A 25910-nucleotide genomic window follows, 5' to 3' on the forward strand; every position below is an offset into this window, starting at 1 on the left:
TCCGCCGTGCCAGCCTGATCCGGTAGTTCAGCCCGCCGGAAACCATCGCTCCTACACCACGCGATGGGACACGACCTGGCGGCCTGCACTGCCGTGCCGGAGAGGAGAATCGTGACGCGCGAGAAGCACCGATTCAGCCGCACCCGCGGCAGAAGGATCTGCCGGCAGTGGGAGAATGAAACCCGGCGGTAAGAGATCCCTCGTCGCGAATCGTTGCGGGCGATCGGATGGATGACCGCCCGGACGCCAGATGGTCCATCGTGTCGAGCCGCCAAGTCACGGCCATGCCAGGCTAGAGCCAGCCCGCATGAGGGATGGCAAATGTTCAGCGTGCTCGGCCCGGCAGGATCCGTGGGAACGCCGCCTCAGCGGATCGGGCGATGCCCCGTGCGGCGCAGGCGCACCAGCGCGCAACCATACCGGACCACCCCGTAGCCGCCGAGGCCGATACCGAGGAGACTGGCCCCCCAGATGAGCGTGGCCAGGATGTCCTGCGGTCCCATGTCAGGGCTGCGCTCCGTTCCCCATGCCCGGACTATGGCCTCTCCAGATCACGAATTCCAGCCTGACGACATAGGCGACCGACAACAAAGCGGTGGCTGCCAGAGCCGCCCCATAGGCGTGGAACACATTAGGTTGCAGCACCCCGGCCAGCGTTGTTGGCTCCGACATGGCCGCGAGGCCCAGCACCGCCGCATGGGTGCACAGGAACAGGAGCAGCATCGCCGCCAGCCAGCGATTGGAATCGCCCAGGCACTGCCAGTGCCGCTCCCGGTCACAGGCGCGGAACAACAGGTCCGAAACCGGCCACAGGGCCAGAGTGAAGCCGAGCGCCGAGGTCTGCGGCGCGAAATGCACCATCCACTCGCCCAGCGAGGCCACCGGCAGCGGCATGCGGTAATTGTCGCGGAACACGACCGCGAGCGTTCCCAGCAGCCCAAAGGCCTGGGCCAGGATCCAGCGCGCGAGGTTTTCCATCGGCCTCTCCCTCCCCCTGAGCATGTGCCACGCAGGGGCAGGCGGAACAATGTTCTTCTTCTGTTCTCAACATCACGCAGCCGCGATCAAGAAGTACAGATACTTGCTAGATCAGGTGCCGAGAAGATACAGGACCAGTTCGCGTCGGTGCGGCGCATGACGGTGTTCCCAGAGGAACACGCCCTGCCAGGTTCCAAGCAGCATCGATCCGGCCTGCACGGGAATCGACAGCTGCGTCAGCGTGACCGCCGCCCGAAGATGCGCCGGTATGTCGTCCGGCCCTTCGGCATCGTGGCGGTATCGGTGGCGGTGTCCGTCCGGTGCCAGCCGGGCGAGAAAATCTTCCAGATCCAGCAACACCTCAGGCGAGGCGTTCTCACCCACGATCAGCGAAGCGGAGGTGTGCCGGCACCAGACCGTCAGCAGCCCGTCCTCGGTCGACTGCTCCGCCAGCCAGCGCCGCAGCGCATCAGTGACCTCAGTGAGGCCGCGGCCCGGGGTCGTCACCTGGAAACGATGCATCGCCTGCCGCATGGAACCTCCTCTCCGCCTATGAGTTGCCGGGGCGCCGGACTACCCCGAATCCTGTCCTGCGCAACCGCCTGATCCGGCTTGCCTCTGGCATTCCGGCGCCGCCCGCGCCAGTTTCCGGCCTCACACGAAGCCTGGAGGTGTTCGCTGCATGGCCGCAAGGCTCTGGTCCCTGGGCAGCCTGTTGGTCGCGATCGGCTTGGCGGCCTGGCTGCTGGGATGGGACACGCTGCTCTGGATTCCGCAGATGGCGCTGGAGGGGCTGCGCGACCAGCCCTGGACGGTGGGCATCATCCTGGCCGGGCTCGGCCTGATGCTGCTGGCCAAGCTGATCGGCGGCGGCCGCCGCGGGTGAGCCGGACGGCGCCCGCAGGCGGGCGGGAAACCGGCTCGCCCTCCTGGCGCCCCACTCCGCTGGTCCGCGCCTCCTTCTGGCTGCACGGCGGCGCGGGCTGCGGCCTGTGGCTGGCGCCGCAGCTCTGGCCCTGGTGGCTGGGCAGCGTCGCCGCGAACCACGCTGTGCTGGCGGCCGCTGGCATGGCGCCGCGCTCCGCCCTGCTCGGGCCCAACCTGGCGCGCCTGCCGCCGGGAAGCCGCCAAGTGGCGCTGAGCTTCGATGACGGACCCGACCCCGAGGTGACGCCGCGCGTGCTCGACCTGCTGGACGAGGCCGGGGCGCGTGCCTCCTTCTTCCTGATCGGCCAGCGCGCCGCCCGCCACCCGGCCCTGGTGCGGGAGATCCTGCGCCGCGGCCACAGCGCCGAGAACCACACTCACACCCACCCGCTGCATTTCGCCGCCCTCGGCCCCGGCGGCATGCGGCGGGAAGTGCGGGAGGCCCAGGCGGCGATCGGCGCGGCCGGCGGCGCACCGCGCTTTTTCCGCCCGCCCGCCGGAATGCGGAGCCCGTTCCTCGATCCGATCCTGTTCACGGCCGGGCTGCGACTGGCGAACTGGTCGCGGCGCGGGGCGGACGGCGTTTCGGGCAATGCCGCGCGCGTGCTGCGCCGGCTGCGCGATCCGCAACCGGGCGAGATCCTGTTGCTGCACGATGGCAACAGCCGTCGGGGCGCCGATCGGCGCCCGGTGGTGCTGGCCGTGCTGCCGGAACTGCTGGCGCGGCTTCGGGCGGCCGGTCTCAGCGCAGCGTCGCTGCCGCAGGCCGTGGCCGCGTCAGACGTCGCGCCGCCAGCATCGGCAGCCGCAGCAGAAAGCCTGCCATCAGCCGCAGATGCATCCCCGTGAGCAGCAGGTTGTCCCGCCCGTAGCGGAAATGCGACACGCCACCCTCCTCCCGCGCCAGATAGCGCACAGGCACCGGGCGGTTGATCAGGGGAAGCCCGCGCCAGGCCAGCCGTACCGCTGCCTCGGCATCGAAATCATACCGGCGCATCCAGCGCGTCCGGCGCATCTCCGCCGCCAGCGGTGCCAGGGGATAAACCCGGAAGCCGAACAGGGAATCGCCGATGCCCGCCCAGAGCGTCTCCAGATTGGCCCAGAAATTGGACACCCGGCGGCCCCGTACGCGGAGCGCCGGCGCCTCGGGTCCGAACACCGGCAGGCCCAGCACCAGGGCCCGCGGCGCGGCGGCAGACGCCGCCATCATGCCAACGATCTCCCCGGACGGGTGCTGGCCGTCGGCATCCATGGCCAGGGCATGGGTGAAGCCGGCCGACATCGCCGCCTCCATTCCTTGCAGCAGCGCGGCGCCTTTGCCGGCATTGCGCGGCAGCCGCAGCAGGCGCAAGCCTGGATCAGCAGCAGCCATCGCCGCTACGGCATCATCCGAGCCATCGGTGCTGCCATCCACCACCACCCAAACCGGATCCCACGCGCCGCGCGCCGCGCGCACCGTCTCGGTCAGGATGGGGCCCGTGTTGAAGGACGGGATCAGCACCAGGTGGCTGCGGGATGGTGTGGTCATGACGGCGCTTCAGGCCACATCCCGGCGCGTGAATCCAGAAAACAAACGCGGCGATGCCGGCTCGGGCGTGCCGCCGGGCGTTCCACCGCAGGCCAAGCCGGCCCGCAGCGCGTGCTCGACCCTGCGGCTGAGTTCCTCGGCCGTGCCCTCGGGTTGGAAGCGGGGTCCCAGCCGCACGGCATAGACCAGCGGCAGCGGCGGCACCTTCCAGGCTGGCCAGCCCTTGCACAGGAACGGGTTGCCGCGCTTGATCACCACCGTCTGCACCGGCGCGCCGGCCGCCTGCGCCATCACCGCGAAGGAGCGCGTCACCGGCCCGAGCACGGCATCCGCCGGGCTGCGCGTGGCTTCCGGAAAGATCATCAGCTGCCCGCCCTGCCGGATCATGGCGGCAGCCTCGCGGATCATTCGCAGCGTGGCGTCGTTGCGCACATACCCCGCCAGACGCACGCCGCCGCCCAGCAGCGGATTGTTCCACACCGAGGCCTTGGTGATGCACGCCGCGCGCGGCAGGCGGGACGTCAACAGCACTGCGTCCATCATCGAGGGATGGTTCGGCGCGATAACGATGCCGCGCTCCTCGCGCAACGCGTCCAGTGCCGAGAAATCGCAGCGCATCAGGCCAAGGCCGCGCAAAAGGCCGATATACAGCCGAAAGCCGCGCGAGATTCCCCAGCGCCCGAGCGCCTGCCCAAAACGCCGCGGCAGCAGCCGGAACAACAGCCCGGCGGGCAAGCTCCAGGCCAGGCTCATCAGCGCGAACAGCACCAGCAGCGGATAAAAGCGCACGGCATCCAGCAGCCAGCGCAACCGGCCCCGCCCGGCAGCCGCGGCCCTGGTCGGGTGCTGAACCAAGTCTGTCCTCCTCCCCGCCACGACCCGACGGTAATGCAGATGATCCGGGGCTGGAAGCAACGAAACCGCCCGGAACGCCGGCCGAGCGATCCTTCAAGCGAAACGGCCACGCCTTGCTGCCGCAAGACCCCTGGTCACTCCGCCGCGCCCGGTTTATCGCTGTGCAAGCCAGCCGACGTGCCCGGGGGAACCGCCGATGTCCAAGCCGACGCAGCAGGCCGCGCCGCATCCGGTGCTGCCCGCCTACTACCCGGAGCCGGCGCGGCGCGCCGCCTTTGTGCAGCAGCTGTTCGACGACACGGCGGCGCATTACGACCGCATCAACAGCATCTTCTCGCTCGGCACCGGCGCCTGGTACCGGCGGCAGGCGTTGCGCCGCGCCGGGCTGCGCCCGGGCATGACGGTGCTCGACATCGCCACCGGCACGGGGCTGGTGGCGCGCGAGGCGGCGCGGCTCGCCGGCGCCGGCGGCCGCGTCTGGGGCCTCGACCCGTCATCCGGGATGCTGGCGGAGGCGCGGCGTGCGCTGCGGAACGCCGCCGCCCCCGTGGCCCTGTTGCAGGGCCGTGCCGAGGCCATCCCGCTGCCCGATGCCTCGGTGGATTTCATCAGCATGGGCTATGCGCTGCGGCACGTCGCCGAGCTCGGCGCCACCTTTGCCGAGTTCCGTCGCGTGCTGCGCCCGGATGGCCGCCTGTTGCTGCTGGAGATCGGGCGGCCGGACGGGCGGCTGGCCCATGCCATGGCACGCGGCTACCTCGGCCACGTGGTGCCGGCCTTGTGCCGGTTGTCGGCGCCGCGCGCCCGCTCCGGCACGCTGATGCGCTACTACTGGGACACGATCGAAGCATGCGTTCCGGCCGAGACCATTCTGTCGCACCTGCACGGCGCCGGCTTCGCGGAAGTTGGATGCGAAACCTCGATGGCGATGTTCCGCGCTTATTCCGCGCGCAACGCCCCGGAACCCGGCGCTTGACTCAGCGCCGCACCATCATGGGCCGCGGATGCTGACCGCGCGGCCAGGCGACGCGCCGCCGGCCGCGTTGCTGGCGGCGGTGGATGGCCGCTACGCCGGCGCCTCCCGCTTCGCGCGCGGCTATGTGCGCGGCAAGCTGCGGCGCGACCCGGCCACGGCGGCGATCCTGGCCCTGGCCGCCGGGCGCCCTTTCGGCAGCTTGCTCGACCTGGGCTGCGGGCGCGGGCAGCTGGCCCTCGCCCTGCTGCTGGCCGGCGGCGCCAGCAGCGTCACGGGCTTCGACCTCGATGCGCGCAAGATCGCCGAGGCCGAGGCCGCGGCCGCCGGCCTCCCCGCCCGGTTCGCCGCCGCCGACCTCGCCGCCACACCACTCCCGCAAGCCGACACGATCCTGATGGTGGATGTTCTGTACCAGATGCCCGAACCCGCCCAGCGCCGCCTGCTGATCCGCATCGCCGGCGCCGCCCGGCAGCGCGTGGTGATCCGCGCCTTTGATCCCGGCCTCGGCTGGCGCAGCCGCGCCGGGCTGGCCATGGAATGGCTGAACCGCGCCGCCCGCGGCGCCGCCGGCGCCAGCATCCGGCCGCTGCCGCTGGCCGATCTGGCGGAACCGCTGGAGAATGCGGGGTTTCGCGTCGAGGTGCGGCCCTGCTGGGGCCGCACCCCGCTGCCCAACGTGCTGGTGCTGGCGGAGCGGGTGGCCCGGGCATGAGGTGGCTCGCCCTGCCCCTGCTGCTGCTGGCCGCGCCGGCCCTGGCGCAGACCGGCACCGCTCCTCTGGCCACGGCCGGGCAGCCGCGGATCGAGGCCGGGCTGGGCGCCGGCGGCGGCTGGCTGCCCGATTATCCGGCGGCGGAGCAGAATCACCTCCAGGGCCTGGCCTTTCCGTATCTGATCTATCGCGGCGAGATCCTGCGCTCCGACGACCAGGGGGTGCGCGGCCGGTTTTACAACAGCGACGCGATCGGGCTGGACCTGTCCTTTTCCGGCGCCTTCCCGTCCTCCTCCGACGACAACCGCGCCCGCGAAGGCATGGCCGATCTGGACTGGCAGGGCGAGGTCGGGCCGGCGCTGCGCCTCACCCTGTGGCGCGACCCGGCGACCCGGCAGCGGCTGAACCTGGAATTGCCGGTGCGCGCCGTGTTCTCCAGCGACCTGACCTCGGTGAGCTATCGCGGCCTGACCGCATCGCCTGAGCTGGCCTATGAGCGGCTCGACCTGTTCCGCCCCGGCGGACGGTTCCGCATCGGCGCGGGCCCGCTCTTCGCGACCGGCCGGCTGATGGACTACTTCTATCGCGTCGGGCCGGAGGATGTGCGGCCGGGCCGGCCGGAATACGATGCCGAGGCCGGTTATCTCGGCACCCGCGTGCAGTTCTCCTACCGCATGCCGCTGACCGAGCGGCTGTCCCTGGTGGCCGGCGGACGGGTGGAAGCCTTCCACGGCGCCACCAACGAGGCCAGCCCGCTGTTCCGCGACAAATGGAACACCTCGGTGGCGCTCGGCTTCGCCTGGTCCTTCTTCCAGTCGCAGGCGCGGGTTTCCTCCACCGCCTCGCCCTTCGACTGAGGCCGCGCGATGCACGACAAGGCCGCCTTGCTGCTGGTGGCGTTGCTGCTGGTGCTGGGGCCATGGCTGATCTGGCGCATTCCCGCCGTGCGGCGGGTGGCGCCGCTCGCCGTGGTGCAGATCCTGGGCGGCGTGCTGCTCGGCCCTACGGCGCTGGGACGCGCCGCGCCGGAATGGCACGCCGCCTTGTTCGGCTCGCAGGTGCTGGGAGCGCTGGGCGGACTCTCCACCCTGGGGGTCTGCCTTTACGTGTTCTGCAGCGGCATGCACCTGCAGGGCCCGGCTCTGCGCGATGGCATCCGCCGCCTCGGCGCGCCGGCGGTGGGCAGCATGGCGCTGCCGCTGCTGCTGGGTCTCGGGGCCGGAATGCTGATGGCGGCCTGGTGGCCGGAAGCGGTGGGGCCGCGCGCCTCGCTGCCCGCCTTCGCCACGGCGGTGGGCATCTGCGTCGCCGTCACCGCCTTGCCGGTGCTGGCCGCCATCCTGCAGGAGATGGGCCTGCTCGCCACCCGACTCGGGCAGTCGGCGCTGGCGCTGGCAGCGCTGAACGACCTGGCGCTGTGGCTGGCCATCGCCCTGCTGCTGGCGCTGGCGCAGGGCGATGCCGGCGCCACGCTGCGCACCGGCGGAATGTCGCTGCTGTGGATGGCGGCAATGGGCCTCGGCGTGCGGCCGCTGCTGCGCCGGATGGCCGCGCGCGCCGGAACCCCGGCCGGCACCATCCTGGTGGCGTCGTTGTCGGTGCTGTTCGCCGCCGCCGCGCTAGCCGAGGCGGTGGGCCTCGGGCTGATCATCGGCGCTTTCGCCGCCGGCACGGTGATGCCGCCGGAATGGCGCGGCGCGCTACTGGCCCGGATGGAGCCGCTCACCGCCGCGGCGCTGCTGCCATTCTTCTTCATGACCACCGGGCTGCGCGCCACCATCACGCCGGACTCCCTCGCCTTTCTCGGCCTGCTGGGGCTGGTCACCGCCGCCACGGTGGTGGGCAAGGTGGCGGGCACCGCGATCCCGGCGCGGCTGGCCGGGGAAAGCTGGCGCGACGCGCTGGCGCTGGGTGCGCTGATGCAGACCAAGGGCCTGATGGAGGTGGTGGTGCTGGCAGTGCTGCTGGACGCCGGGCTGATCGCAGCGCCGGCCTTTTCTGCCCTGGTCGCCATGGCGATCCTCTGCACCGTGCTGACCACGCCGTTGACCCGGTTGGTCCTCGCGTCCCGCATCGGAATCATTCCCGATCCCGTTCCGGCGGAGCGGCATGGTTGAGGTCGCGGCGCCGGGCGCGTACAGGAAATGAGGAATTGTTCATGAATAGGTCGCAATTCAGCGCTTTATGATTCCCTGCCAGCATGGAGATTCAGCGTGAGTTCTGCATTGGCCATCGAATCCGAGGTGGCGGCCCTGATCGTCGAGGCGCTGCACCTGGAAATGCGACCGGAGGAGATCGATCCCGACGCGCCGCTGTTCGGCGCCGGGCTGGGCCTGGATTCAATCGACGCCCTGGAGATCGCGCTCGCCATCTCGCGCCGCTACGGCTTCCAGCTGCGCTCGGACGACGAGCGCAACGGGCAGATCTTCGCGTCGTTGCGCAACCTCTCGGCGCATATCGACAAGAACCGGCAGCACTGAGCAGGCCGGCGCCCTTCCCCGGAATGGCCGGCCACCGGCGGGCACCGCTGAACCAAGGATGGCTTGCGCGGCGTTCCGGCCAACTGGCGACATGGCTGCCCCGGTGGCTGCCCCGCTGGTTGCCATGGGGCGTCACCATCCTGGCCATCGGCGCGGCCCGGCTGCTCGGGCCACCGTCGCTGGTGCTGGTCCTGGCGCTGCCCGCCCTGGCCCTGGCGGCGAGCCGCGGGCGGGGATGGCCGGTCCGCGTGGTGGTGGCCGTTCTGGCCCTGCTCGGCGCCCTGCTGTGGCGCCACATCGAACCCGGGACGGCACCGGCCGCGGCCCTGCTGATGCCCGCAGGGGACCTGCTGATGGCCCTGCATTTCGGCGCCACGCTGCGGCCGGGCCGGGAGCCGCTCATCACCGGCTACACCCGCCACGATTTCGGCCGCCTGCCGGCGGAATGCGTGCCGTACACCCGGGCGCTGACCGCCTTGTGGACTGGGCTGTTTCTGCTTCTGGCGCCGCTGCACGCCGCGCTGCTGCTTGGCCTGCGGCCGTTTCCGGGCCACGATCCCGGCCTTGTGCTGGGCGCGACGCTGGGCTTCATGCTGCTGTTGTTCCTGGGAGAACATGTTATCCGCAGCCTGTGCTTCCCGCAGCACGGCATCGCAACGCCGGCCCGCACCCTGCGCGCCATCCGATCGGCCCACCTGCCCCGCCATGACTGAGCCACCACCCCTTCGTCTCCGCATCGGCAGCCTGCCCCTGACCAACCGGCCCGAAGCCGACGTGCTGTTCCGCCGCCGGGGCGAGGCGATCACCGTAGGCCGCTTCCTGGCCGACGTGGCGGCCCTGGCCGCGCGGCTGCCCGCCCGCTCCCATGCCCTGAACCTGTGCGCCGACCGCTACAACGCGCTGCTGGCCTTCGCGGCCGCGTTGAGCCGGGACCAGGTGGTGCTGTTGTCGAGCGACCGCTCGGATCGCCGGCTGGCCGAGATCGCCGCCGCTTATCCCGACCTGACCGTGATGGCCGATGCGGAAACCGAGGCCGTGGGCGGCGAGGCGCGATGGGAGCCGCCACCCGGCGCGATCCGCGTCGCGCCGCTCGCGGTGCCCGGCCGTGGCGGGCCGAATCCGGCCATCCCGTCCGACCGCGTGGCGGTGATCGGCTTCACCTCGGGCAGCACCGGCCGGCCAGCGGCGCATCCGAAAAGCTGGGCGGCGCTGGTCGCGGCGGCGGTGGCCGCCGGCGAGCGCTTCGCGCTGCGTGACGGCACCGACATGGTCGCCACCGTTCCGCCGCAGCACATGTACGGCTTCGAGACCACCATCATGCTGCCGCTGCACGTGCCGACGACCAGCCATGCCGGACCCTGCTTCTACCCGGTCGAGGTGGCCGAGGCGCTGCAGGCCGCTGCCGCGCCGCGCGTGCTGGTGACCACTCCCCTGCAGCTGCGCGCCCTGCTCGGCGCCGCCCAGGCCATGCCCTCCGTGGCGGCGGTGATCTCAGCCACCGCGCCGCTCGACCCGGCCCTGGCCGCCGCCGTGGAAGCCGCGTGGAATACCCGGGTGCTGGAGATCTACGGCGCTACTGAGATGGGCTCCATCGCCAGCCGCCGCACGGTCGAGGGGGAAAGCTGGACGCTGTACCGCAGCGTCGCGCTTCGCCCCGCCGAAGGGGTGCCCGACGGCACCGAGGCGGTAGTGGCGGGCATGGCCGCGCCGGTGCCGCTGGCCGATGCGGTGGCGCTGGAGGGCGAAGGCCGCTTCCGGCTGCTCGGCCGCCGCACCGACATCGTCAAGCTGGGCGGCAAGCGCGCTTCCCTGGCCAGCCTGAACCGCATCCTGCTCGGCATTCCCGGCGTGGCTGACGGAGTGTTCGCCGTGCCGGACGACCTCGACCGCAACCCGGCGGCACGCCTGGCCGTGTTCGCCGTGGCGCCGGGCCTCGCCGCCGAGACGATCCTGGCCGCGCTGCGGCGGGAGATCGAGCCGGTGTTCCTGCCGCGCAGCGTGACCCTGGTGCCCTGCCTGCCGCGCGACGCCGTGGGCAAGCTGCCGCGCGCGGCGCTGGACGGGCTGCGTCGGCAGGTCGTGGGCCTCGCCTGAACATGGCCGCCAGCGACAGCGGCCTGCACCGCTTCACCGTTCCCGCCTCGCACCCGGCCTTCGCCGGGCATTTTCCCGGGCATCCGCTGGTGCCGGGCGTGGTGCTGGTGGACCTCGCGCTGGCGCATCTCGCCGCGCTGGGCTTCGGCCGGGCGGCGCGGCTGACCCGCGCGAAGTTCACCGCGCCGGTGGGGCCGGATGAATGGGTGGAGCTGCGCTGGGAACGGCATGGCAGCGGCCGGATCGGCTTCCAGGGCCATTGCCGCGGCGCCCTTGCCTTCAGCGGCGACGCCGTGCTGGAGAGTGGAACCGCGGCATGAGCTGGCAGCGCCAGCGCGAACGGGGCAGTGCCAGGGCGTTGCGGCTGATGGGCTGGATCATCACCCGCCTCGGCTACCGCACCGCCTTCGCGCTGCTGTACCCGATCGCCGCCTACTTCCTCCTGTCCGCGCCGCGGCAGCGGCAGGCGGCGCGGCTGTTCCTGAACCGTGCGCTCGGCCGGCCCGCCGGCTGGCGCGACCTGTTCCGGTTGTTCTTCACCTTTTCCGCCACCCTGCTGGACCGCGTCTTCCTGCTGGACGGGCGGCGGCAGGGCTTCCGCATCGAGGTCACCGGGCGGGAGGCGCTGGACGCCCACATCGGGGCGGGCCGCGGCTGCATCCTGCTCGGCGCCCATATCGGCTGCTTCGATGCGCTGCGCGCGGTGGCGGAAACCGGCTGCCCGGTGGAGGTGGTGGCGCTGATGCATGGCGACCACGCCGCCATCAGCAGCGACTTCTTCGCCCAATGGTCTGCGAGCCGCCACACCACGATCATCCCGCTCGGCCAGCCGGATGCCATGCTGCGGGCCAAGGAATGTCTCGAGCGCGGCGGGCTAGTCGGCATTCTGGCCGATCGCGTGCCAGAAACGCCCGGCCGCGTGGGCGGTACCCGCGTCACCCGCGTGCCTTTTCTCGGCCGCCCCGCCGCCTTTCCGGACGGCCCGCACATCCTGGCCGGCGTGCTGGGTGCCCCCGTGATGATGGCCTATGGCGTCTGGACCGGACCGCGCCGCTACCAGGTGTGTTTCGAGCCCTTCGCCGACCGCATCGCCCTCGACCGCCACCGCCGGCAACAGGCGATCGCCGAGGCCGCTGCCGCCTATGCCGCGCGGGTCGAGGCAATGGCCCGTGCCTTTCCCTACAACTGGTTCAACTTCCATGATTTCTGGGAGGAGATGGGCACCCTGTGACGCATCGCCGTACCTTGCTGGCCGCTGCCGCAGGCGCCCTGGTCGCCGCAACGACCCGGGCGCAGCAGCCCGCCACCCTGGACGCCGTGATGGCGGCGCTGGCGGCGCGGCGGCAGGGGCGCGCCCGCTTCACCGAGACCAAGGAATTTCCCGAACTCAGCATGCCACTGCCCAGCAGCGGCACGCTGAGCTGGTCGGCTCCGGACCGACTGGAAAAGCACACCACCGAGCCGCTGGAGGAGATCCTGCGCGTCGAGGGAGACCGGCTGGTGTTCGCACGGCCGGCGCAGAACCTCCGCCGCGAGCTCGGCCTCGATGACCAGCCGGAATTGCGCCCGCTGGTGGAATCTGTCCGCGCCACCCTGGCCGGTGACCTGGCGGTGCTGCGGAAGCATTACGAGGTGCGCTTCGCCGCGCAGCCCGATGGCGGCTGGCGCATCGAGCTGACGCCGCGCTCGATGCGCGTCTACGCGGCACTGCAATCAGTGGCGATCGGCGGGCGCGGCGACGCGGTGCTGTCGGTGGTGACGCGCGGCAACCAGGGTGAAACCCGCATGACCATCACGCCGGAGCCGTGAGCGCCGCCGCCAGTGCCTGGCGCCGCCTCGGGGTTGCGCTGCTGTTGCTCGGGCTGCTGGCGGCGGGGCTGTTCCGCGTGGTGCCGTTCCGCGCCGAGCTGAGCGACCTGCTGCCGCCGGCCGAAACTCCCGCCGCCCGCTATCTGCTGCAGGAATTGCGCGGTGGGGCGGCCACCACCCTGCTGCTGGCCGGCATCGAGGGCGCCCCGGAGCCCGAGCTGGCCCGCATCAGCCGCGCGGTGGGCGATGCGCTGCGTGCCTCGGAACAGTTCGCTTTTGTCGGCAATGGCACGCAGGACCTGCCGCCGAAAGAACGCGACCTGCTGTTCCGCTACCGCTACCTGTTGTCAGCCGCCGCGGAAGATCCGTCCCGCTTCACCGCCCCCGCGCTGCGCCAACGGCTGGAATCGTTGATCGACGGGCTGCGCTCGGCCGCCTCCCCGGTGCTGGCGCAGTTCGGCTTCGCCGATCCGGCCGGCGCCTTCCTGGACCTGCTGCGCTCCTGGCTGGGCGAGAGCCGCGTGGCACTGCGCGACGGTGTCTGGTTCGCCGCCGATGCCGTCGCGCCGCGCGCGCTGGTCGTGGCGCGCGGCCGCGCGCCCGGCACCGACCTGGAAGCCCAGGCCGCCATGGTGGCGGCGTTCGAGACCGCCTTCGCCGCCGCCGATCCCGGCCCCGCCCGGCTGATGCTGCGCGGACCCGGGGTGTTCAGCGCCGCCGCCGCCGCCGCCGTGGAAGCCGATGTGCGGATGATCTCGATCCTGTCCGGCGTGCTGATCGCCGCCTTTCTGCTGTGGCGCACGCGCTCGCTGCTGATGCTGGCCGCGGTGGCGGTGCCGCTGCTGGTGGGCATGCTGGCCGGAACGGCGCTCGTGTTCGCCGCCTTCGGCGCGGTGCATGGCGCCGCCTTCGGCTTCGGCATGACCATGCTGGGCGTGGGGGCCGACTACCCCATGCTGCTGGTCGGCCAGCGCCGGCCCGGGGAAGCGCTGGGCGCCACCGCCCGGCGGCTGGGCGGCACGCTGGGCTTGTCGGCGCTGGCGGCGGCGCTGGGGCTGACGGCCATGCTGTTCTCCGGCTTTCCGTTGCTGGCGCAGCTCGGCCTGTTCGGCGCGGCGGGGCTGCTGGCCGGCGCCGCCGCCACGCGCTGGCTGCTGCCGTGCCTGCTGCCCGGCGAGGCGATCCGGGCACGCCCCCTGCCGCCGCCGATGATCCGTGCGCTGCGCCGATTGCGCGGCCATCACGGGACAGTTCTGCTGCTGCCGCTCGCCGCCGCGGCGCTGCTGGTTCTGGGCGGGCCGCGCTGGAACGACGACATCAATCGTCTCAGCCCGGTGCCAGAGCGCTTGCGCCAGGAAGATGCCGAGCTGCGCCGCCAGCTCGGCGCGCCCGATGTCGGCACGTTGATCGCCCTGCGCGGCGCCGATGCGGAGGCGGTGCTGCGCCGCGCCGAGGCGGTGCAGCGCGCGCTGGATCCGCTGGTCGCTGCCGGCGCCCTCGCCGGCTTCGACAGCCCGGCACGCTATCTCCCCAGCGCCGCCACCCAGCGGGCGCGGCAGGCCGCCTTGCCTGGCGAGGAGGCGCTGCGGGCCGCCCTGGCCGAGGCCGCCGCCGGCCTGCCCTTCCGCGCCACCGCCTTTGACCGCTTCCTGGCCGGCATCGCGGACAGCCGCACCCTGCCGCCGCTGACCATCGCCGACCTTGCCCCGGCGCCGACCCTGTCAGCACGCCTCGGCCTGTTGTTATCGGACCGCGACGGCGCTTGGCAGGGCCTCGTGATCCCCAACGGGCTGCGCGACCTGCCGGCGCTCAGCGGCGCGGTGGCGGCGCTCAACGATCCGGACATCCTGTTCGTCAACATCAAGGGCGAGACCGAGGGTCTGGTGGCGGCTGCCACCGGACGCGCCCTGCGCTGGGTGGCGGCGGGCGGCGCCGCGGTGCTGCTGCTGCTGTGGCTCGCCCTGCGGCGCCGACTCGGCTGGGCAGCCGGGCTCGCGGCCACCGCCCTCACCGCCCTGCCGATCGGCGGCGCGCTGCTGGTGACGCTGGCGGGGCTGACCGCGCTCGGGCAGGCGCTGAATCCGTTCCATCTGGCCGCCCTGTTGCTGGCGGCGGGCGTCGGGCTGGACTACGCGCTGTTTCTCGGCGTGCCGGTGGCGGAGGATGCGGCGGAGGGTGACCGCAATTTCGGCGCCGTGTTCAACTGCACCGCCACCACGCTGCTGACCTTCGGCTTGCTGTCCTTCTGCGCGACCCCAGTTCTTCAGGGGATCGGGCTTTGTGTCAGCATCGGCGTCGCCGCGGCGTTTCTGTTGGCTCTCGCGCTCGCCCCGCGCGGCGTGGTAACCGCGCGCCCCCCCTGCAACGGATCCACCGGCGCTTGACCCCCAATGCTTCCTTTCCGCCCCTGGCCATCACGGCGCTGACCGCCGTCAGCGCCATGGGCCAGGGGCTGGACGCGACACGCGAGGCGCTACACCGCCGCCGCGGCGGCCTCGCCCCTGCCGCCGCCGCCGACGACGTGCCCGGCGCCTGGACCGGCCGGGTCCAGGGGATCGAAGCGGTTGCCGTGCCGCCGGACCTCGCGGAGTTCCAGTGCCGCAACAACGCCCTGGCCGAGCTGGCGCTGGCTTCGGACGGTTTCGCCGAAGGCGTGGCGGCGGCGGTGCGGCGCCATGGCGCGGCGCGCATCGGCGTGGTGCTCGGCACCAGCACCGCCGGCATTGCCGAGACCGAGGCCGCCTATCGCCGCCGCGCACCCGGCGAGGCCGCGCTGCCCGCCGATTTCCGCTTCGCCACCACCCATGACCTGCACGCGCTGCCGCGCTACGTGCGGCGGCGGCTCGGGCTGGCCGGACCGGCGCTGTGCGTGTCCACCGCCTGCACCTCCGGCGCCCGCACCGTGCTGGAGGCGGCGGCGCTCCTGCGCACCGGGATGTGCGACGCGGTGGTGGCCGGCGGCGTCGACACGCTGTGCCGCATGACCCTGCAGGGCTTCGCGTCCCTGTCGCTGCTGTCGCAGGGCCCGAGCCGCCCCTGTGCCGCCGACCGCGACGGCATCTCGATTGGCGAGGCGGCCGCCTTTCTGCTGCTGGAACGCGACCCCGCCCCCGGGGCGTTGGCGGTGCTGGGCGCCGGCGCCAGCAGCGACGGGCACCACATGTCCTCGCCGCATCCGGACGGCCTCGGCGCCGTGCTGGCGATGCGCGCTGCGCTGGGCTCCGCCGGGCTGCCGCCGGACGCCATCGATTACGTGAACCTGCACGGCACCGGCACGCGGGCCAACGACGCCATGGAAGACCGGGCGGTGGCCCACCTGTTCGGCAACGCCGTTCCCTGCTCCTCCACCAAGGGCTGGACCGGGCATACGCTGGGTGCTTCCGGCGCGCTGGAGGCGGCGATTGCCGCGATCTGCGTGGAGGACGGGCTGGTGCCCGGCTGCCTCGGGGTGGACACCGTGGATCCCGGCTTCGGCAGCGACGTCGCGGTGGCCAACCGTGCCGGCCGGATCGGGCGGGTGCTGAGCAATTCCTTCGGCTTCGGCGGCAGTAATTGCGCGCTGGTGATCGGCCGCGCATGAGCGGCGCGTCCTGCCACATCGCCGGGGTTGGCCTGCTGGGCCCCGGCCTGCCGGGCTGGGCAGCCTCGGTGCCGGTGCTGCGCGGCGACGCGACCTGGGTGGCCGCCGACCCGGTGCTGCCACCCCCCGCCCTGCTGGCGCCGACCGAGCGCCGCCGCACCGGCGCCGTCGCCCGGCTGGCGCTCGCCGCCGCCCAGGAAGCCGCGGACGGCCAGGAGATCGCCGGCCTGGACACGGTGTTCGCCTCCTCCAATGGCGATGGCGCCACGGTGGGTGCCATCCTGGACGCGCTCACCACCGAGGGCGGCGATGTGTCGCCCACGCAGTTCCACAACTCGGTGCATAACGCGGCGGCCGGCTATTGGGGGATCGGCGCTCATTCCACACGGCCTTCGGTCAGCCTCGGCGGCCATGACGACACCCTGCCGATGGGCCTGCTGCAGGCGGCGGCGCAATGCGCCGCCTGGAACCGGCCAGTGCTGTTCTGCGCCTATGACGCGCCGTTGCCGCCGCCGTTGGAAGCCTGCCGCGTGACCCGCTTTCCCTTCGCCATGGCCCTCGTGCTGCAGCCCGGAAGCGGCGGGCGGGCGGCGCTGCGGCTCTGGCATCAGGCGGAAGCCTGCGCCGCGGCCTCGCCTCGCAGCGGGCTGCGGGACGCCCTAGAAGATGGCAACCCCGCCGCCCGCGCCCTGCCGCTGCTGGAAGCGCTGGCCGTCCCCCGCCCGGCCGGATTGTGCTGGAACCTGCTCGATGGCGGCACGGTGCGGGCGGAGCTGGCGCCGTGCTGATGGCGCCACTGGACCACCGCGCCATCGCTGCGCTGGTTCCGCATGCCGGCAACATGTGCCTACTCGACCGGACGGAACACTGGGATGCCGACCGCATCCGCTGCACCGCCAGATCCCATGCCGACGCTGCCAACCCGCTTCGCCGCAACGGTCATCTGCCGGCGATCTGCGGCGTGGAATACGCCTTGCAGGCCATGGCGCTGCACGGCGCGCTGACCGGCGGGGACGAGCCGCAGCCGGCCGGCTTTCTGGCCAGCCTGCGCGGCGTCGACCTGGCCGTGGACCGGCTGGATGATCGCCCGGTTCCGCTGGTGGTGGAAGCCGTGGCGGTGGCGCGGGAAGCGCGCTCCTTCATCTACGCTTTCACCCTGGCCGCGGGCGGGCAGGTGCTGGTCAGCGGCCAGGCGGCGGTGATCCTGCCGGCGGCGGCATGAGGCGCGCCCTGGTGTCCGGCGCGGCCAGCCCGATTGGCCTCGCCATCGCCCGGCAGCTCGCGGCGCAAGGCCAGCACGTGATCCTGCACGCCCATGCCGGCCTGCCCCGCGCCGAGGAAGCCGCAGCCGCGCTGCGCGCCGATGGGTGCAGCGCCGAGGCGGTGGGCTTCGACCTGACCGACCCTGCCGCGACCGGAACCGCGCTGCAGGCGGTGCTGCGGGACGGCCCGGTCCAGATCCTGGTGCACAATGCCGGCATCCATCTCGACGCACCCATGGCGGGAATGTCGGCGGCGCAATGGCACCGTGTGGTAGACGTGTCGCTGAACGGCTTCTTTCACCTGGCCCAGCCGCTGCTGCTGCCGATGATCGGCACGCGCTGGGGCCGGATCGTGGCGATCTCCTCGGTGTCCGCCATCATGGGCAACCGGGGGCAGGCCAATTATGCCGCCGCCAAGGCCGGGCTGAGCGGCGCGATCCGCTCCCTGTCGCTGGAATGCGCGCCGCGCGGCGTCACCGCCAACGTGGTGGCGCCCGGGATCATCCACAGCCCGGCCACGGCGGCGGTGATGAGCCCTGAGCAGATCGCGACAATGGTTCCGGCGCGCCGGGCCGGGCGGCCGGAGGAGGTCGCGGACCTTGTCGGCTTCCTGACCTCCGACCGGGCCGCCTACATCACCGGCCAGACGGTGTCGATTAATGGGGGGCTGGCCTGATCCACAGCTTGCCGGAGCCTGGCCGCCGGGGGCCTGAACGGCCGCGCCGCTAGACCGCGGATTGCGCGATGATCTGCTGCTCCAGCCGCTGGATCCAGCCATTGTAATTGCGGTGGATCGAGGCGCCGTCATAGTCGAGGTTGCTGCTGCTGACATGCTGCAGCGAGAACCCGGTATTGTTGAACAGTACCCGTACCACCGCCTGGTGCGTGCGCAGGTTCAGCGTACCGCGGATCACCCCTGGGGCCTCATCCTCCATGATCCACCCGAGCCCGGCTCCGGCGCGGCGGATCTGCAGCGAGCGTTGCGCCAGCGGCGCCGAGCCCACGAAATTCGCGTTGCTCACGTTGTAGATGGGCGCCGTGCGGGCGCAGGCGGCGAGGCCCGTGCCGGCCAGCGCCAGCAGGGCGAGCGGGCGGGCCATGCCGCGCCGGGTCCATTCGGTCATCTCGGGTCTTTCTCCGCTCGGTTGAGCGGCGATGATGCCGCGTCTGACGCCGCAGGTCACGGCTGGACAAAGCCCCAGCTTCCGCCGCAGCTTGTTGCGCCCGGGCAAGGGAGCCCGGATCGACGATCCAGGAGAGCCACCACCCATGCCGCTCGACGTTGTTCCGCCCGCCACACCGCCGGCCGGGGAGGCCGCCGCGGAACGCTGCGATGTGCTGGTGATCGGCGGCGGACCGGCCGGCTGCACCGCGGCGGCGCTGCTGGCCAGCCGCGGACGTCACGTGGTGCTGCTGGAGAAGGATGCGCATCCCCGCTTCCATATCGGCGAATCGCTGCTGCCGCTGAACCTGCGCATCTTCGAGAAGCTCGGCATCGCCGAGGAGGTGCGCGCCATCGGCGTGCACAAGCCCGGCGCCTCCTTCATCTCAGACGAGCACGGCAACAAGGTGAACTTCCTGTTCGCCGATGGACTGAACCAGGACTACAAGCACAGCTACCAGGTGAAGCGCGCCGATTTCGACGCCCTGCTGTTCCGCAATGCCGCGGCACGCGGAACCGAGACGCATGAGAACACCCGCGTGCTGTCGGTGGGCCTCGGCCAGGGCGCGCAGGGCCATTGCGTGACGGCGCGGGATGCGGCGGGCCGCAGGCGGGTCTGGCAGGCGCGCTTCGTGATCGATGCTTCCGGCCGCGACACCGTGCTCGCCCAGGCCATGGGCGGCAAGCAGCGCGACCCGCACAACAATTCCGCCGCCGTGTTCGGCCATTTCCGCGGCGTCGCGCCCTGCGAGGGCTGCCCGGAGGGCAACATCACCATCCACCTGCTGGAAGATGGCTGGTGCTGGATGATCCCGCTGCCGGAGGGCATCACCAGCGTCGGCGTCGTCGGCACCCCGGCGCTGTTCAAGCGCCGCCAGGGCTCCTTCGAGCATTTCCTGCTGCAGGAGCTGGCGCGCAGCCCGTCGGCCGCGGAGCGCATGGACGGCGCCGAGCTGGTGTCCGCCGTGACCACCACCGGCAACTACTCCTACCGTGCCAAGGTGATGCAGGGCGAAGGCTGGCTGATGGCGGGGGACGCCTTCGCCTTTCTCGATCCCGTGTTCTCCTCGGGCGTGATGCTGGCCATGGCCAGCGCCGAGCTGGGCGCCGAGGCCGCTGATGCCTGGCTCGACGATCCGGTCCGCGCCGCGCCGCTGCTGCGGCGGTTCGAGAGCAAGGTGCGGCGCGCCATCGGCGCCATGTCCTGGCTGGTCTACCGCATCAACAGCCCAGTGCTGCGCGACATGTTCATGCAGCCATCCAACCGCTTCCGCATGCGCGACGGGCTGGTCAGCCTGCTGGCGGGCGACGTGCATGCCGACACCGACCGGCAGATACCGGTGATCGCCTTCAAGACCACCTACCGGCTGCTGAGCCTGCTGCACCGGCTGGGGTGGCACCTGCGGGACGGCACGCTGCGGCGGATGCCGCGCGCGCCGCACCCCGTGGCCGCCGAATAAGAAAGGAGAACCCGATGCGCCTGATCGCCGCCGCGCTGCTGCTCGGCCTCGCCGCCTGCGGCACCACCGAAGCCAATCTGGTCTACACACCGGCCACCGCGATGACCTCGCCTGCGCAAGCCCGCCCGGTGGTGGCGGTCGGAACCGTGGTGGACCGGCGCGAGGATGGCCGCGAGGACCCTCGCTGGATCGGCACCATCCGTGGCGGCTACGGCAACGCCATGAAGCGGCTGGATGCGCCCGTCCCGGTGACGGAGGTGGTGCGGCAGGCCTTCACCGACGCGCTGCGGGCGCGCGGCCTGCTGGCCACGGGCGCGCCGCGCTACACCATCGGGGTCGAGATCCTGCAGCTCAACGCCAACCAGTATGTGCGGCGCGAAGGCAATGCCGAATTCCGCATCAGCCTGATCCCGGCCGCCGGAGGCCCTCCGGTGCTGGTGGACCAGGGCAGCGCCAGCCGCGTCAGCGGTTCCATGCTCAGCCTGGCCGCCGGCGCCTTCGGCTCGGTCGAGGAATTGCGACTGGTGGCGCAGCAGGCGATGAGCGAGGCGATCGACAAGCTGCTGGACAAGCCCGGCTTCGCCGCCGCCCTGCGCTGAGGCGCGGCGGCGGGACGGCCTAGGGCATGGCGAGCCAGCCCGCCGCCCAGCGGTCGGCGCCGGAGGGCAGCGGCGCGCCGGGCGCCGCCATCCAGGCCAGCAGATCGGCCGCCACGGCGGCGCGGCCCTTGTCGCGCAGCAGCATGTGATAGCCCTCGGGATAGTAGGCGGCGCGCAGCGCCGGGTCACCGGCCCGCATGCGCAGGAAATCGCGCACCGGGGCCGCGGCGATGATGCGGTCCTTGGCGCCGTACAGCAGCAGCACCGGCACTGGCCGCGCCGGCACCGCCCGCGCCGCCTGGTCCATCAGCCCGACCAGGCCGAACAGCGCATCCACCCGTACCTCCTTGTAGGTCAGGGGGTCGCGGCCCCAGCCGCGCATCGCATCCTCATCATCGGTGGGAGCGAAACCGGGGGCGGAGTTGCGGAATTCCAGCAGCGGCACGGTGTGGGCGGCGAAATCGAGCAGGTTGCGCGGCAGCCAGCCCATGCTTGCGCGCCCCTGCACGGCCGGCGCCACCAGCACCAGACCGTCCACCGGCGGCGGGTTCGCCGAGGCCGCCGCCACCAGCGCCACCGCGCCACCCATGCTTTCCCCCAGCAGAAACAACGGCACCCCGGGATGGCGGGCGCGCAGCAGCTGCGCCACGCGGGTGGCATCCCCCGCCAGCGCCCACGACCCTGGCCAGACGCCGCGATGCGGCGCCGCGCCGAAGCCGCGCTGGTCATAGGCGTACAAGGCGACGTCGGCCGCGCCCAGCGGTTCGGCGGCGCGGCGGAAGGCGTTGGCGGCGGTGTCGCCGAAGCCGTGCAGTGCCAGGACCACGGCGCGCGGCGGACCGTCCGGCAGCCAGGCGCGCAACGGCAGGGCGGCGCCGTCGGCCATCACGAAGGACTCGGCCGCCATGGCGGGCGGCATGATCTCCGGCCCGGCTGGGATCACCTGCGGCGTGCAGGCGGCCATGGCGAGCAGAAGACAAGCGAAGCGCGGCGGAATGCGGATGGCGGCGGGCTCCGGTGCAGGCGGGGCCGTCCGATCTTAACAGGCCCCCTTCGGGAATGAAGCGGCTTCGGAAGCGGTGACCGTGGCACCAGCGCTAACGATCACACCGCTGGCGCACCCGGTCCGGAGCGGCGGCGTCGCGCCATTCCTGCACCCCTTCTGGCGCAGCACGCCCCCGGCTAGGCTCGCGGCCATGATCGCTCAGCAAGCCTCTGCCCTGCCCCGCCCGCGCTGATGATTCTGCTGCTCGGCCTGTTCGCCAGTGCCTTTCTGTCCGCCACGCTGTTGCCCGGCTCCTCGGAGGCGGCGCTGGTGGCGCTGCTGGCGGGTACCTCGCTACCGCCCTGGCTGCTGGTGCTCACCGCCACTGCCGGGAATGTTTCAGGCTCGGCGGTGAATTACGGGATCGGCCGCGGCATCGAACGCTTTCGCGGCGGCAGATGGTTTCCGCTCGATGACCGGCGCTACACCCGGGCGGCGGGCTGGTACCGGCGCTTCGGCCGCTGGTCGCTGTTGTTCTCCTGGGTGCCGGTGGTGGGCGATCCGCTCACCGTGGTGGCCGGTGCGCTGCGCGAGGATGTGCGGATCTTCCTGTTGCTGGTGACGCTGGGCAAGGCGGCGCGCTATGCCGCCGTCGCCGGGCTGGCCCGCGCCTGGGCCGGCTGATCTTGCCGTGGCGGGCATCGCGCGGTTAAGCCCGCCGCATGCCAGATTTCGATGCGGTGATCCTGGGCGCCGGCGCCGCCGGGCTGATGTGCGCGTTGCGTGCCGGGCAGCGGGGCCGGCGCGTGCTGGTGCTCGACCATGCGCGGGAAGCCGGGTCGAAGATCCTGATCTCCGGCGGCGGGCGCTGCAACTTCACCAACACGGGCACGATGCCGGAGCGGTTCTTCTCGGCCAACCCGCACTTCGCGAAATCGGCGCTGCGACGCTACACCCCCGCCGACTTCCTGGCGCTGGTGGCGAAGCACCGCATCGCCTGGCACGAGAAGACGCTGGGGCAGTTGTTCTGCGACGGCTCGGCGCGGCAGATCGTTGCGATGCTGCTGGCGGAATGCGCCGCGGCGGGCGTCGATGTGCGGCTCGGCCATCGCGTCACCGACGTGTCCCGCCCGGAGCATTTCCGGGTGGCGACCGACCATGGCGAGTTCGGCGCGTCGGCCCTGGTGCTGGCCACCGGCGGCCTGTCGATCCCAAAGATGGGCGCGACCGGCCTGTCGCTCGACCTTGCCCGCCGCTTCGGCCTGAAGCTCGTGGAAACCCGCCCGGCCCTGGTGCCGCTGACCTTCGCCGAGGAGAAGCTGGCGCTGATGCGGCCGCTGTCGGGCGTGGCGCTGCCGGCCGTGGCGCGCCTCGGCAAGCTGCGCTTCCCGGAGGCGGTGCTGTTCACCCACCGGGGCCTGTCCGGGCCGGCGATCCTGCAGATTTCCTCCGCCTGGCGGGAGGGGGCCAGCATCCGGCTCGACCTGCTGCCGGGCCAGGATGCCGCCGCCGCTTTGCTGGCCGCCAAGCGCGCCCGTCCGCGCGCCGAGCCGCGCACCGCCCTGGCCGAGTTGCTGCCGCAGCGCCTGGCGCAATCCCTCGCCGCAGCCGAGCTGCCTGACCGCATCCTGGCCGAGCAGACCGACAAGGATCTCCGGCGCCTCGGCGGCCTGTTGCAGGACTGGCAGCTCACCCCCGCCGGCACCGAGGGCTACGCCAAGGCCGAGGTGATGCTCGGCGGCGTCGACACCGCCGAATTGTCGTCGCAGACGCTGGCGGCCAAGGCGGTTCCCGGCCTGCACGTGGTGGGCGAGGCCGTTGACGTGACCGGCTGGCTCGGCGGCTACAACTTCCAATGGGCCTGGGCCAGCGGCTGGTGCGCCGGAGAGGCACTGTAGCCTCCCTCAGGGCTCCTGATAGCCCAGCGCCCGCACCTCCAGCCGCAGCCCGGTTGGGTCGCGCGCGAACCACAGCCCGGCGCGAGTGGCCGAGCCGCGCGGCACGTAATCGAGCGTCACACGGCTGCTTTCCAGCAGTTCTTCGCCGTCGAACAGCCGCCCTTCCACCTCCACAGCGGCCGCGATGCGCGTGCCTTCGTTGCGCACCACGAGCCGCACGGCATGCCCGGCGGCCGAGGCCGGGCCGGCAGCGGCCTCGATGCGCAGCGCCGGCATCGCATCTGGGTCGGTGCCGGGGATCTGCGCAGCGATGACGCCCAACGTCACGGCGACCACGGCGGCGCCCAGCACGGCGCAGATCCATTCCAGAGGCGGTCGTCGGGACGAGGAGGACGCCATCCTCACACCACCAGCCGCGCCAGGCCGGCACCCAGCGCGCCGGGAAAGCCCAGAACCACCGCCATCATCGCCACCATCGGCAGGGATGGCGTCGTCGGCGCGGCCGAAGGTCCACAGCACATAGGCGCTGATCAGCAGGGTCAGGCCGTAGCCGGCCAGGGTGTAGGTGCAGAAGGTGGTCCAGAAGCCGCCATCGGCCGGCTGCTCCTGCCCGGCGAAGCCCACCGTGTAGACCAAGGCGTGCAGCAGCAGCACGGAGGCCGCCATCAGCAGCAGGATCAGCCAGGGACCCATGCGGAAGGTGATCAGGATCATCTCCTCGGTGGGTGCGACGTTGAACGCCAGGAACACGGCGCCGGCCGCCATCAGGAACAGCTGCGCCGGATAGCCGGCGCGATCCTCACGCGCCTGCCCCTCGCGGGAGCCGCCGAGTTGCTGCCGCGCCGCCACGGCGCCGATGCCGGCCGGCACCGCCTGGATCGCCACCATGCCAACGGCACCGCGCCAGCCCTGGGCGGTGTCCAGCACGCCCAGCAGCCACAACACCGCCGCGCTGCCGAGGCAGCCGATGGCGAAGGCGGTGACGCCACCGATCAGTGCGTCCGTTACGGCCCGCGACGGGCTGAAGCCGCTGTAATAGGCCAGCCCTGTCTGGAGCCCCAGTCCCAGCAACAGGAAGATGAGCAACCGAACGGGTTCGACGTAGAAGCCGATCCACCACATCTCCATGGTCATGATCAGCGGAAAGGCGAAGATCAGGGCCCCGGCGAAAGCCCGCGCCAAGCCGATGGCGTAGCCGCGGTCGTCGCTCCGCCTCGCCGCATTCTCTGCTGCCGCCTCTGCCATCCGCTCCCTCTTCCGCCGCGTGCATCGTGCTGGTGCAAACTCAGGCTCCGCCTTCCGATTGTGGCCGGAGCAGCTCCTTGCGGAGTCGTCCTGCTGACGAAATCACGCTGCTTCGATCCCTGAAGAGGTGGTTCCCGCTTCGGACGGAGCCTCCAAACCGTCCGCAAGGGTTCCATCCGCGCCGCTGGCGAGGCACATGCGGCCCTGATCGCCGCCCGGGGTGGGGCCGCCGGGGCAGAGGATTGCGGACGCTGACGTCCTTTCGCGGCGGTCACGCCTCTGGCCCGGACCGCAGGGAGCCCTAACTGCCACGTCGGCAGCGGCGCCTGCGCCGCCGATCTAGACCAGCATCCGGCAGCGATACACATCCCAGGAGCCGGCTTTGGCGGCCGGCCGCACCCCGATGCCGAACCGGTGCAGGCGGTATCGACCCACCGCGCGTTGCTGCAACCCTGCGCGAGGGCCGTTCGGGCATTGAGCGGCGGTCGTGTCGGGGTGGATCGGGCTGAGGATTCTCAATCCACCTCCAGTTCCTCAATGGCCTCGGGCTCCAGCACCGCATCGGCCATCCACTCCACCATCGGCTCCCACCCCAGGATGTGGTCCCGATAAGCGGCGGGAAGCGGCTCCAGTTCCACGTCATAGGTCAGGAAGCGGCTCGCCACCGGCGCGTACATGGCATCCGCAATGGTCGGCCGGCCGCCGAACAGCCAGGGGCCGCCATGCGCCTCCAGGCAGCCGCGCCAGATTTCCTGAATCAGCGCGATATCGGCGCGGGTCCCGGACCAGGGCTGATAGCGCGGGCGCCTCGCCCGCATGTTCAGCGGCAGGGAGGAGCGCAGCGCCGCGAAGCCGGAATGCATCTCGCCCGAGATGGAACGGGCATGCGCGCGCTCCCGGCAAGGTTCCGGCCACATCTTCGCGTCAGGATGGAGTTCATTGAGGTATTCCGCGATCGCCAGCGTGTCCCACACGGTGACCGCCCCGTGCAGCAGGCTGGGCAGGCGGATGGTGGAGCTGCGCAGCGTCAGCTCGGCCCGCGCCTGCGGATCGTCCGCGGCGGCGGCGAAGACGCTGAAGGAGAGGCCGGACAGGCGGCACAACAGGTACCCGCGCAACGACCAGGAGGAATAATTGCGGCTGCTGATCAGGAGCTTGGCCTCGGCCATGCGGCATCCCCTCGTTCCGTCGCGGAAGCGTCACCATATCGAGGCTCCAGCCTTGACGAAATGCTTACTGGCGCACCACCACCCTGCAGCGGCCAGAAAGGAAGAAGATCGTGACCCGGATCAAAGGCCGTAACTGGATGGCAGCTGCCTGCGTTATGGTTCCGGCAAAGCCTTGTTTGAGGTGTCTTGCC

30 protein-coding genes are annotated in these 25910 nt (G+C 71.9%); 21 read left to right on the forward strand and 9 right to left on the reverse strand.

Features of this window, described 5'->3' with window-relative positions; all coding sequences use genetic code 11:
* Positions 1–365: 365 nt before the first annotated feature.
* The 3 genes from D2K64_RS24285 to D2K64_RS07840 form a co-directional block, all read right to left on the reverse strand.
* The gene (locus D2K64_RS24285) at positions 366–503 is read right to left on the reverse strand and encodes a hypothetical protein (RefSeq protein ID WP_157985758.1); all 138 of its coding nucleotides are present in this window, start codon (positions 501–503) and stop codon (positions 366–368) included.
* A gap of 1 nt (position 504) precedes the next feature.
* Positions 505–978 (reverse strand): hypothetical protein, encoded by a 474-nt coding sequence (locus D2K64_RS24290; RefSeq protein ID WP_157985759.1) that lies wholly within the window; start codon positions 976–978, stop codon positions 505–507.
* Positions 979–1089: 111 nt separating this feature from the next.
* On the reverse strand, positions 1090–1512 hold the full coding sequence (locus D2K64_RS07840) for a secondary thiamine-phosphate synthase enzyme YjbQ (RefSeq protein WP_120007686.1): 423 nt from the start codon (positions 1510–1512) through the stop codon (positions 1090–1092).
* Between the two features lie 148 nt (positions 1513–1660).
* Between D2K64_RS07840 and D2K64_RS25050 the strand changes: the two genes are divergently transcribed.
* Entirely contained in the window at positions 1661–1864 is a 204-nt protein-coding gene (locus tag D2K64_RS25050; RefSeq protein ID WP_202910575.1) for a hypothetical protein, read from the forward strand.
* Positions 1861–2754, forward strand: a complete 894-nt coding sequence (locus D2K64_RS07845; RefSeq protein WP_238384079.1) for a polysaccharide deacetylase family protein — start codon at positions 1861–1863, stop codon at positions 2752–2754. The genes D2K64_RS25050 and D2K64_RS07845 overlap by 4 nt, the downstream gene beginning before the upstream one ends.
* Here the strand turns inward: D2K64_RS07845 and D2K64_RS07850 are convergent.
* Together D2K64_RS07850 and D2K64_RS07855 are read right to left on the reverse strand one after the other, a co-directional pair.
* Positions 2648–3433, reverse strand: a complete 786-nt coding sequence (locus tag D2K64_RS07850) for a glycosyltransferase family 2 protein (protein ID WP_120007688.1) — start codon at positions 3431–3433, stop codon at positions 2648–2650. The two genes, D2K64_RS07845 and D2K64_RS07850, sit on opposite strands and share 107 nt — an antisense overlap.
* Positions 3434–3442: 9 nt before the next feature.
* A complete protein-coding gene (locus tag D2K64_RS07855) occupies positions 3443–4288 on the reverse strand; it encodes a lysophospholipid acyltransferase family protein (protein WP_120007689.1) in 846 nt (281 codons plus the stop codon).
* Positions 4289–4484: 196 nt separating this feature from the next.
* On the opposite strand from D2K64_RS07855, the gene D2K64_RS07860 reads away from it, so the two are divergent.
* The 15 genes from D2K64_RS07860 (at position 4485) to fabG (ending at position 17877) form a co-directional block, all read left to right on the forward strand.
* A complete protein-coding gene (locus D2K64_RS07860) occupies positions 4485–5264 on the forward strand; it encodes a class I SAM-dependent methyltransferase (protein ID WP_120007690.1) in 780 nt (259 codons plus the stop codon).
* Positions 5265–5292: 28 nt separating this feature from the next.
* Positions 5293–5976: a methyltransferase domain-containing protein gene (locus D2K64_RS07865; protein ID WP_120007691.1), complete on the forward strand. Its 684-nt coding sequence runs from the start codon at positions 5293–5295 to the stop codon at positions 5974–5976.
* Complete coding sequence (locus tag D2K64_RS07870; protein ID WP_157985760.1) at positions 5973–6833, forward strand: MipA/OmpV family protein; 861 nt, start codon at positions 5973–5975, stop codon at positions 6831–6833. Before D2K64_RS07865 ends, D2K64_RS07870 begins: the two co-directional genes overlap by 4 nt.
* A gap of 9 nt (positions 6834–6842) precedes the next feature.
* On the forward strand, positions 6843–8093 hold the full coding sequence (locus D2K64_RS07875; RefSeq protein ID WP_120007693.1) for a cation:proton antiporter: 1251 nt from the start codon (positions 6843–6845) through the stop codon (positions 8091–8093).
* 96 nt (positions 8094–8189) lie between these two features.
* On the forward strand, positions 8190–8456 hold the full coding sequence (locus D2K64_RS07880) for a phosphopantetheine-binding protein (RefSeq protein WP_120007694.1): 267 nt from the start codon (positions 8190–8192) through the stop codon (positions 8454–8456).
* Between the two features lie 119 nt (positions 8457–8575).
* Positions 8576–9169, forward strand: coding sequence for a COG4648 family protein (locus tag D2K64_RS24295; protein ID WP_157985761.1), 594 nt, complete (start codon positions 8576–8578; stop codon positions 9167–9169).
* Complete coding sequence (locus D2K64_RS24300; protein WP_157985762.1) at positions 9162–10550, forward strand: AMP-binding protein; 1389 nt, start codon at positions 9162–9164, stop codon at positions 10548–10550. Before D2K64_RS24295 ends, D2K64_RS24300 begins: the two co-directional genes overlap by 8 nt.
* A gap of 2 nt (positions 10551–10552) precedes the next feature.
* Positions 10553–10870 (forward strand): hypothetical protein, encoded by a 318-nt coding sequence (locus D2K64_RS07890; RefSeq protein ID WP_120007695.1) that lies wholly within the window; start codon positions 10553–10555, stop codon positions 10868–10870.
* Complete coding sequence (locus D2K64_RS07895) at positions 10867–11781, forward strand: LpxL/LpxP family acyltransferase (RefSeq protein WP_157985763.1); 915 nt, start codon at positions 10867–10869, stop codon at positions 11779–11781. The genes D2K64_RS07890 and D2K64_RS07895 overlap by 4 nt, the downstream gene beginning before the upstream one ends.
* On the forward strand, positions 11778–12359 hold the full coding sequence (locus tag D2K64_RS07900; RefSeq protein WP_120007697.1) for a LolA family protein: 582 nt from the start codon (positions 11778–11780) through the stop codon (positions 12357–12359). The genes D2K64_RS07895 and D2K64_RS07900 overlap by 4 nt, the downstream gene beginning before the upstream one ends.
* Complete coding sequence (locus D2K64_RS07905; protein WP_120007698.1) at positions 12356–14743, forward strand: MMPL family transporter; 2388 nt, start codon at positions 12356–12358, stop codon at positions 14741–14743. The genes D2K64_RS07900 and D2K64_RS07905 overlap by 4 nt, the downstream gene beginning before the upstream one ends.
* A complete protein-coding gene (locus D2K64_RS07910; protein WP_202910577.1) occupies positions 14740–15939 on the forward strand; it encodes a beta-ketoacyl-[acyl-carrier-protein] synthase family protein in 1200 nt (399 codons plus the stop codon). Before D2K64_RS07905 ends, D2K64_RS07910 begins: the two co-directional genes overlap by 4 nt.
* Positions 15936–16727, forward strand: a complete 792-nt coding sequence (locus D2K64_RS07915; protein WP_120007699.1) for a beta-ketoacyl synthase chain length factor — start codon at positions 15936–15938, stop codon at positions 16725–16727. The genes D2K64_RS07910 and D2K64_RS07915 overlap by 4 nt, the downstream gene beginning before the upstream one ends.
* Positions 16721–17161, forward strand: a complete 441-nt coding sequence (locus D2K64_RS07920; RefSeq protein ID WP_202910579.1) for a phosphotransferase — start codon at positions 16721–16723, stop codon at positions 17159–17161. Before D2K64_RS07915 ends, D2K64_RS07920 begins: the two co-directional genes overlap by 7 nt.
* Positions 17158–17877, forward strand: a complete 720-nt coding sequence (gene fabG, locus D2K64_RS07925) for a 3-oxoacyl-ACP reductase FabG (RefSeq protein WP_120007700.1) — start codon at positions 17158–17160, stop codon at positions 17875–17877. Before D2K64_RS07920 ends, fabG begins: the two co-directional genes overlap by 4 nt.
* Before the next feature lie 49 nt (positions 17878–17926).
* On the opposite strand, the gene D2K64_RS07930 is transcribed toward fabG, so the two are convergent.
* Entirely contained in the window at positions 17927–18325 is a 399-nt protein-coding gene (locus D2K64_RS07930) for a hypothetical protein (protein ID WP_120007701.1), read from the reverse strand.
* A 145-nt stretch (positions 18326–18470) separates the two neighbouring features.
* Between D2K64_RS07930 and D2K64_RS07935 the strand changes: the two genes are divergently transcribed.
* Both D2K64_RS07935 and D2K64_RS07940 read left to right on the forward strand, forming a co-directional pair.
* The gene (locus tag D2K64_RS07935; RefSeq protein ID WP_120007702.1) at positions 18471–19823 is read left to right on the forward strand and encodes an FAD-dependent oxidoreductase; all 1353 of its coding nucleotides are present in this window, start codon (positions 18471–18473) and stop codon (positions 19821–19823) included.
* A 14-nt stretch (positions 19824–19837) separates the two neighbouring features.
* On the forward strand, positions 19838–20422 hold the full coding sequence (locus tag D2K64_RS07940; protein ID WP_120007703.1) for a YajG family lipoprotein: 585 nt from the start codon (positions 19838–19840) through the stop codon (positions 20420–20422).
* A gap of 19 nt (positions 20423–20441) precedes the next feature.
* Here D2K64_RS07940 and D2K64_RS07945 read toward each other — a convergent pair whose 3' ends face one another.
* Positions 20442–21386 carry an alpha/beta fold hydrolase gene (locus tag D2K64_RS07945; RefSeq protein ID WP_120007704.1) on the reverse strand — a complete coding sequence of 315 codons (945 nt, stop codon included), beginning with the start codon at positions 21384–21386 and terminating at the stop codon, positions 20442–20444.
* A 273-nt stretch (positions 21387–21659) separates the two neighbouring features.
* Here D2K64_RS07945 and D2K64_RS07950 point away from each other — a divergent pair, with 273 nt between their 5' ends.
* The gene (locus D2K64_RS07950) at positions 21660–22091 is read left to right on the forward strand and encodes a YqaA family protein (RefSeq protein ID WP_120007705.1); all 432 of its coding nucleotides are present in this window, start codon (positions 21660–21662) and stop codon (positions 22089–22091) included.
* 38 nt (positions 22092–22129) lie between these two features.
* On the forward strand, positions 22130–23305 hold the full coding sequence (locus tag D2K64_RS07955) for a BaiN/RdsA family NAD(P)/FAD-dependent oxidoreductase (protein WP_120007706.1): 1176 nt from the start codon (positions 22130–22132) through the stop codon (positions 23303–23305).
* 6 nt (positions 23306–23311) lie between these two features.
* Here the strand turns inward: D2K64_RS07955 and D2K64_RS07965 are convergent, their stop codons facing one another.
* Together D2K64_RS07965 and D2K64_RS07970 are read right to left on the reverse strand one after the other, a co-directional pair.
* The gene (locus D2K64_RS07965) at positions 23312–24550 is read right to left on the reverse strand and encodes a TIGR02587 family membrane protein (protein ID WP_202910581.1); all 1239 of its coding nucleotides are present in this window, start codon (positions 24548–24550) and stop codon (positions 23312–23314) included.
* Positions 24551–25065: 515 nt separating this feature from the next.
* On the reverse strand, positions 25066–25719 hold the full coding sequence (locus tag D2K64_RS07970) for a glutathione S-transferase (RefSeq protein WP_120007708.1): 654 nt from the start codon (positions 25717–25719) through the stop codon (positions 25066–25068).
* Positions 25720–25910: the final 191 nt, after the last annotated feature.

Source organism: Teichococcus vastitatis (genome assembly GCF_003604215.1).
Lineage (GTDB): Bacteria > Pseudomonadota > Alphaproteobacteria > Acetobacterales > Acetobacteraceae > Pseudoroseomonas > Pseudoroseomonas vastitatis.

Excerpts from the sequence above, each read along its gene's own strand:
- D2K64_RS07865 (WP_120007691.1), top strand. The coding sequence starts at position 5,293 with ATGCTGACCGCGCGGCCAGGCGACGCGCCGCCGGCCGCGTTGCTGGCG.
- D2K64_RS25050 (WP_202910575.1), top strand. The coding sequence starts at position 1,661 with ATGGCCGCAAGGCTCTGGTCCCTGGGCAGCCTGTTGGTCGCGATCGGC.
- D2K64_RS07915 (WP_120007699.1), top strand. The coding sequence starts at position 15,936 with ATGAGCGGCGCGTCCTGCCACATCGCCGGGGTTGGCCTGCTGGGCCCC.
- D2K64_RS07945 (WP_120007704.1), bottom strand. The coding sequence starts at position 21,386 with ATGGCCGCCTGCACGCCGCAGGTGATCCCAGCCGGGCCGGAGATCATG.
- D2K64_RS07895 (WP_157985763.1), top strand. The coding sequence starts at position 10,867 with ATGAGCTGGCAGCGCCAGCGCGAACGGGGCAGTGCCAGGGCGTTGCGG.
- D2K64_RS07875 (WP_120007693.1), top strand. The coding sequence starts at position 6,843 with ATGCACGACAAGGCCGCCTTGCTGCTGGTGGCGTTGCTGCTGGTGCTG.
- D2K64_RS07955 (WP_120007706.1), top strand. The coding sequence starts at position 22,130 with ATGCCAGATTTCGATGCGGTGATCCTGGGCGCCGGCGCCGCCGGGCTG.
- D2K64_RS07870 (WP_157985760.1), top strand. The coding sequence starts at position 5,973 with ATGAGGTGGCTCGCCCTGCCCCTGCTGCTGCTGGCCGCGCCGGCCCTG.
- D2K64_RS07965 (WP_202910581.1), bottom strand. The coding sequence starts at position 24,550 with ATGGCAGAGGCGGCAGCAGAGAATGCGGCGAGGCGGAGCGACGACCGC.
- D2K64_RS07940 (WP_120007703.1), top strand. The coding sequence starts at position 19,838 with ATGCGCCTGATCGCCGCCGCGCTGCTGCTCGGCCTCGCCGCCTGCGGC.
- D2K64_RS07970 (WP_120007708.1), bottom strand. The coding sequence starts at position 25,719 with ATGGCCGAGGCCAAGCTCCTGATCAGCAGCCGCAATTATTCCTCCTGG.
- D2K64_RS07850 (WP_120007688.1), bottom strand. The coding sequence starts at position 3,433 with ATGACCACACCATCCCGCAGCCACCTGGTGCTGATCCCGTCCTTCAAC.
- fabG (WP_120007700.1), top strand. The coding sequence starts at position 17,158 with ATGAGGCGCGCCCTGGTGTCCGGCGCGGCCAGCCCGATTGGCCTCGCC.
- D2K64_RS07930 (WP_120007701.1), bottom strand. The coding sequence starts at position 18,325 with ATGACCGAATGGACCCGGCGCGGCATGGCCCGCCCGCTCGCCCTGCTG.
- D2K64_RS24300 (WP_157985762.1), top strand. The coding sequence starts at position 9,162 with ATGACTGAGCCACCACCCCTTCGTCTCCGCATCGGCAGCCTGCCCCTG.
- D2K64_RS07860 (WP_120007690.1), top strand. The coding sequence starts at position 4,485 with ATGTCCAAGCCGACGCAGCAGGCCGCGCCGCATCCGGTGCTGCCCGCC.
- D2K64_RS07840 (WP_120007686.1), bottom strand. The coding sequence starts at position 1,512 with ATGCGGCAGGCGATGCATCGTTTCCAGGTGACGACCCCGGGCCGCGGC.
- D2K64_RS24285 (WP_157985758.1), bottom strand. The coding sequence starts at position 503 with ATGGGACCGCAGGACATCCTGGCCACGCTCATCTGGGGGGCCAGTCTC.
- D2K64_RS24290 (WP_157985759.1), bottom strand. The coding sequence starts at position 978 with ATGGAAAACCTCGCGCGCTGGATCCTGGCCCAGGCCTTTGGGCTGCTG.
- D2K64_RS07935 (WP_120007702.1), top strand. The coding sequence starts at position 18,471 with ATGCCGCTCGACGTTGTTCCGCCCGCCACACCGCCGGCCGGGGAGGCC.
- D2K64_RS07950 (WP_120007705.1), top strand. The coding sequence starts at position 21,660 with ATGATTCTGCTGCTCGGCCTGTTCGCCAGTGCCTTTCTGTCCGCCACG.
- D2K64_RS07890 (WP_120007695.1), top strand. The coding sequence starts at position 10,553 with ATGGCCGCCAGCGACAGCGGCCTGCACCGCTTCACCGTTCCCGCCTCG.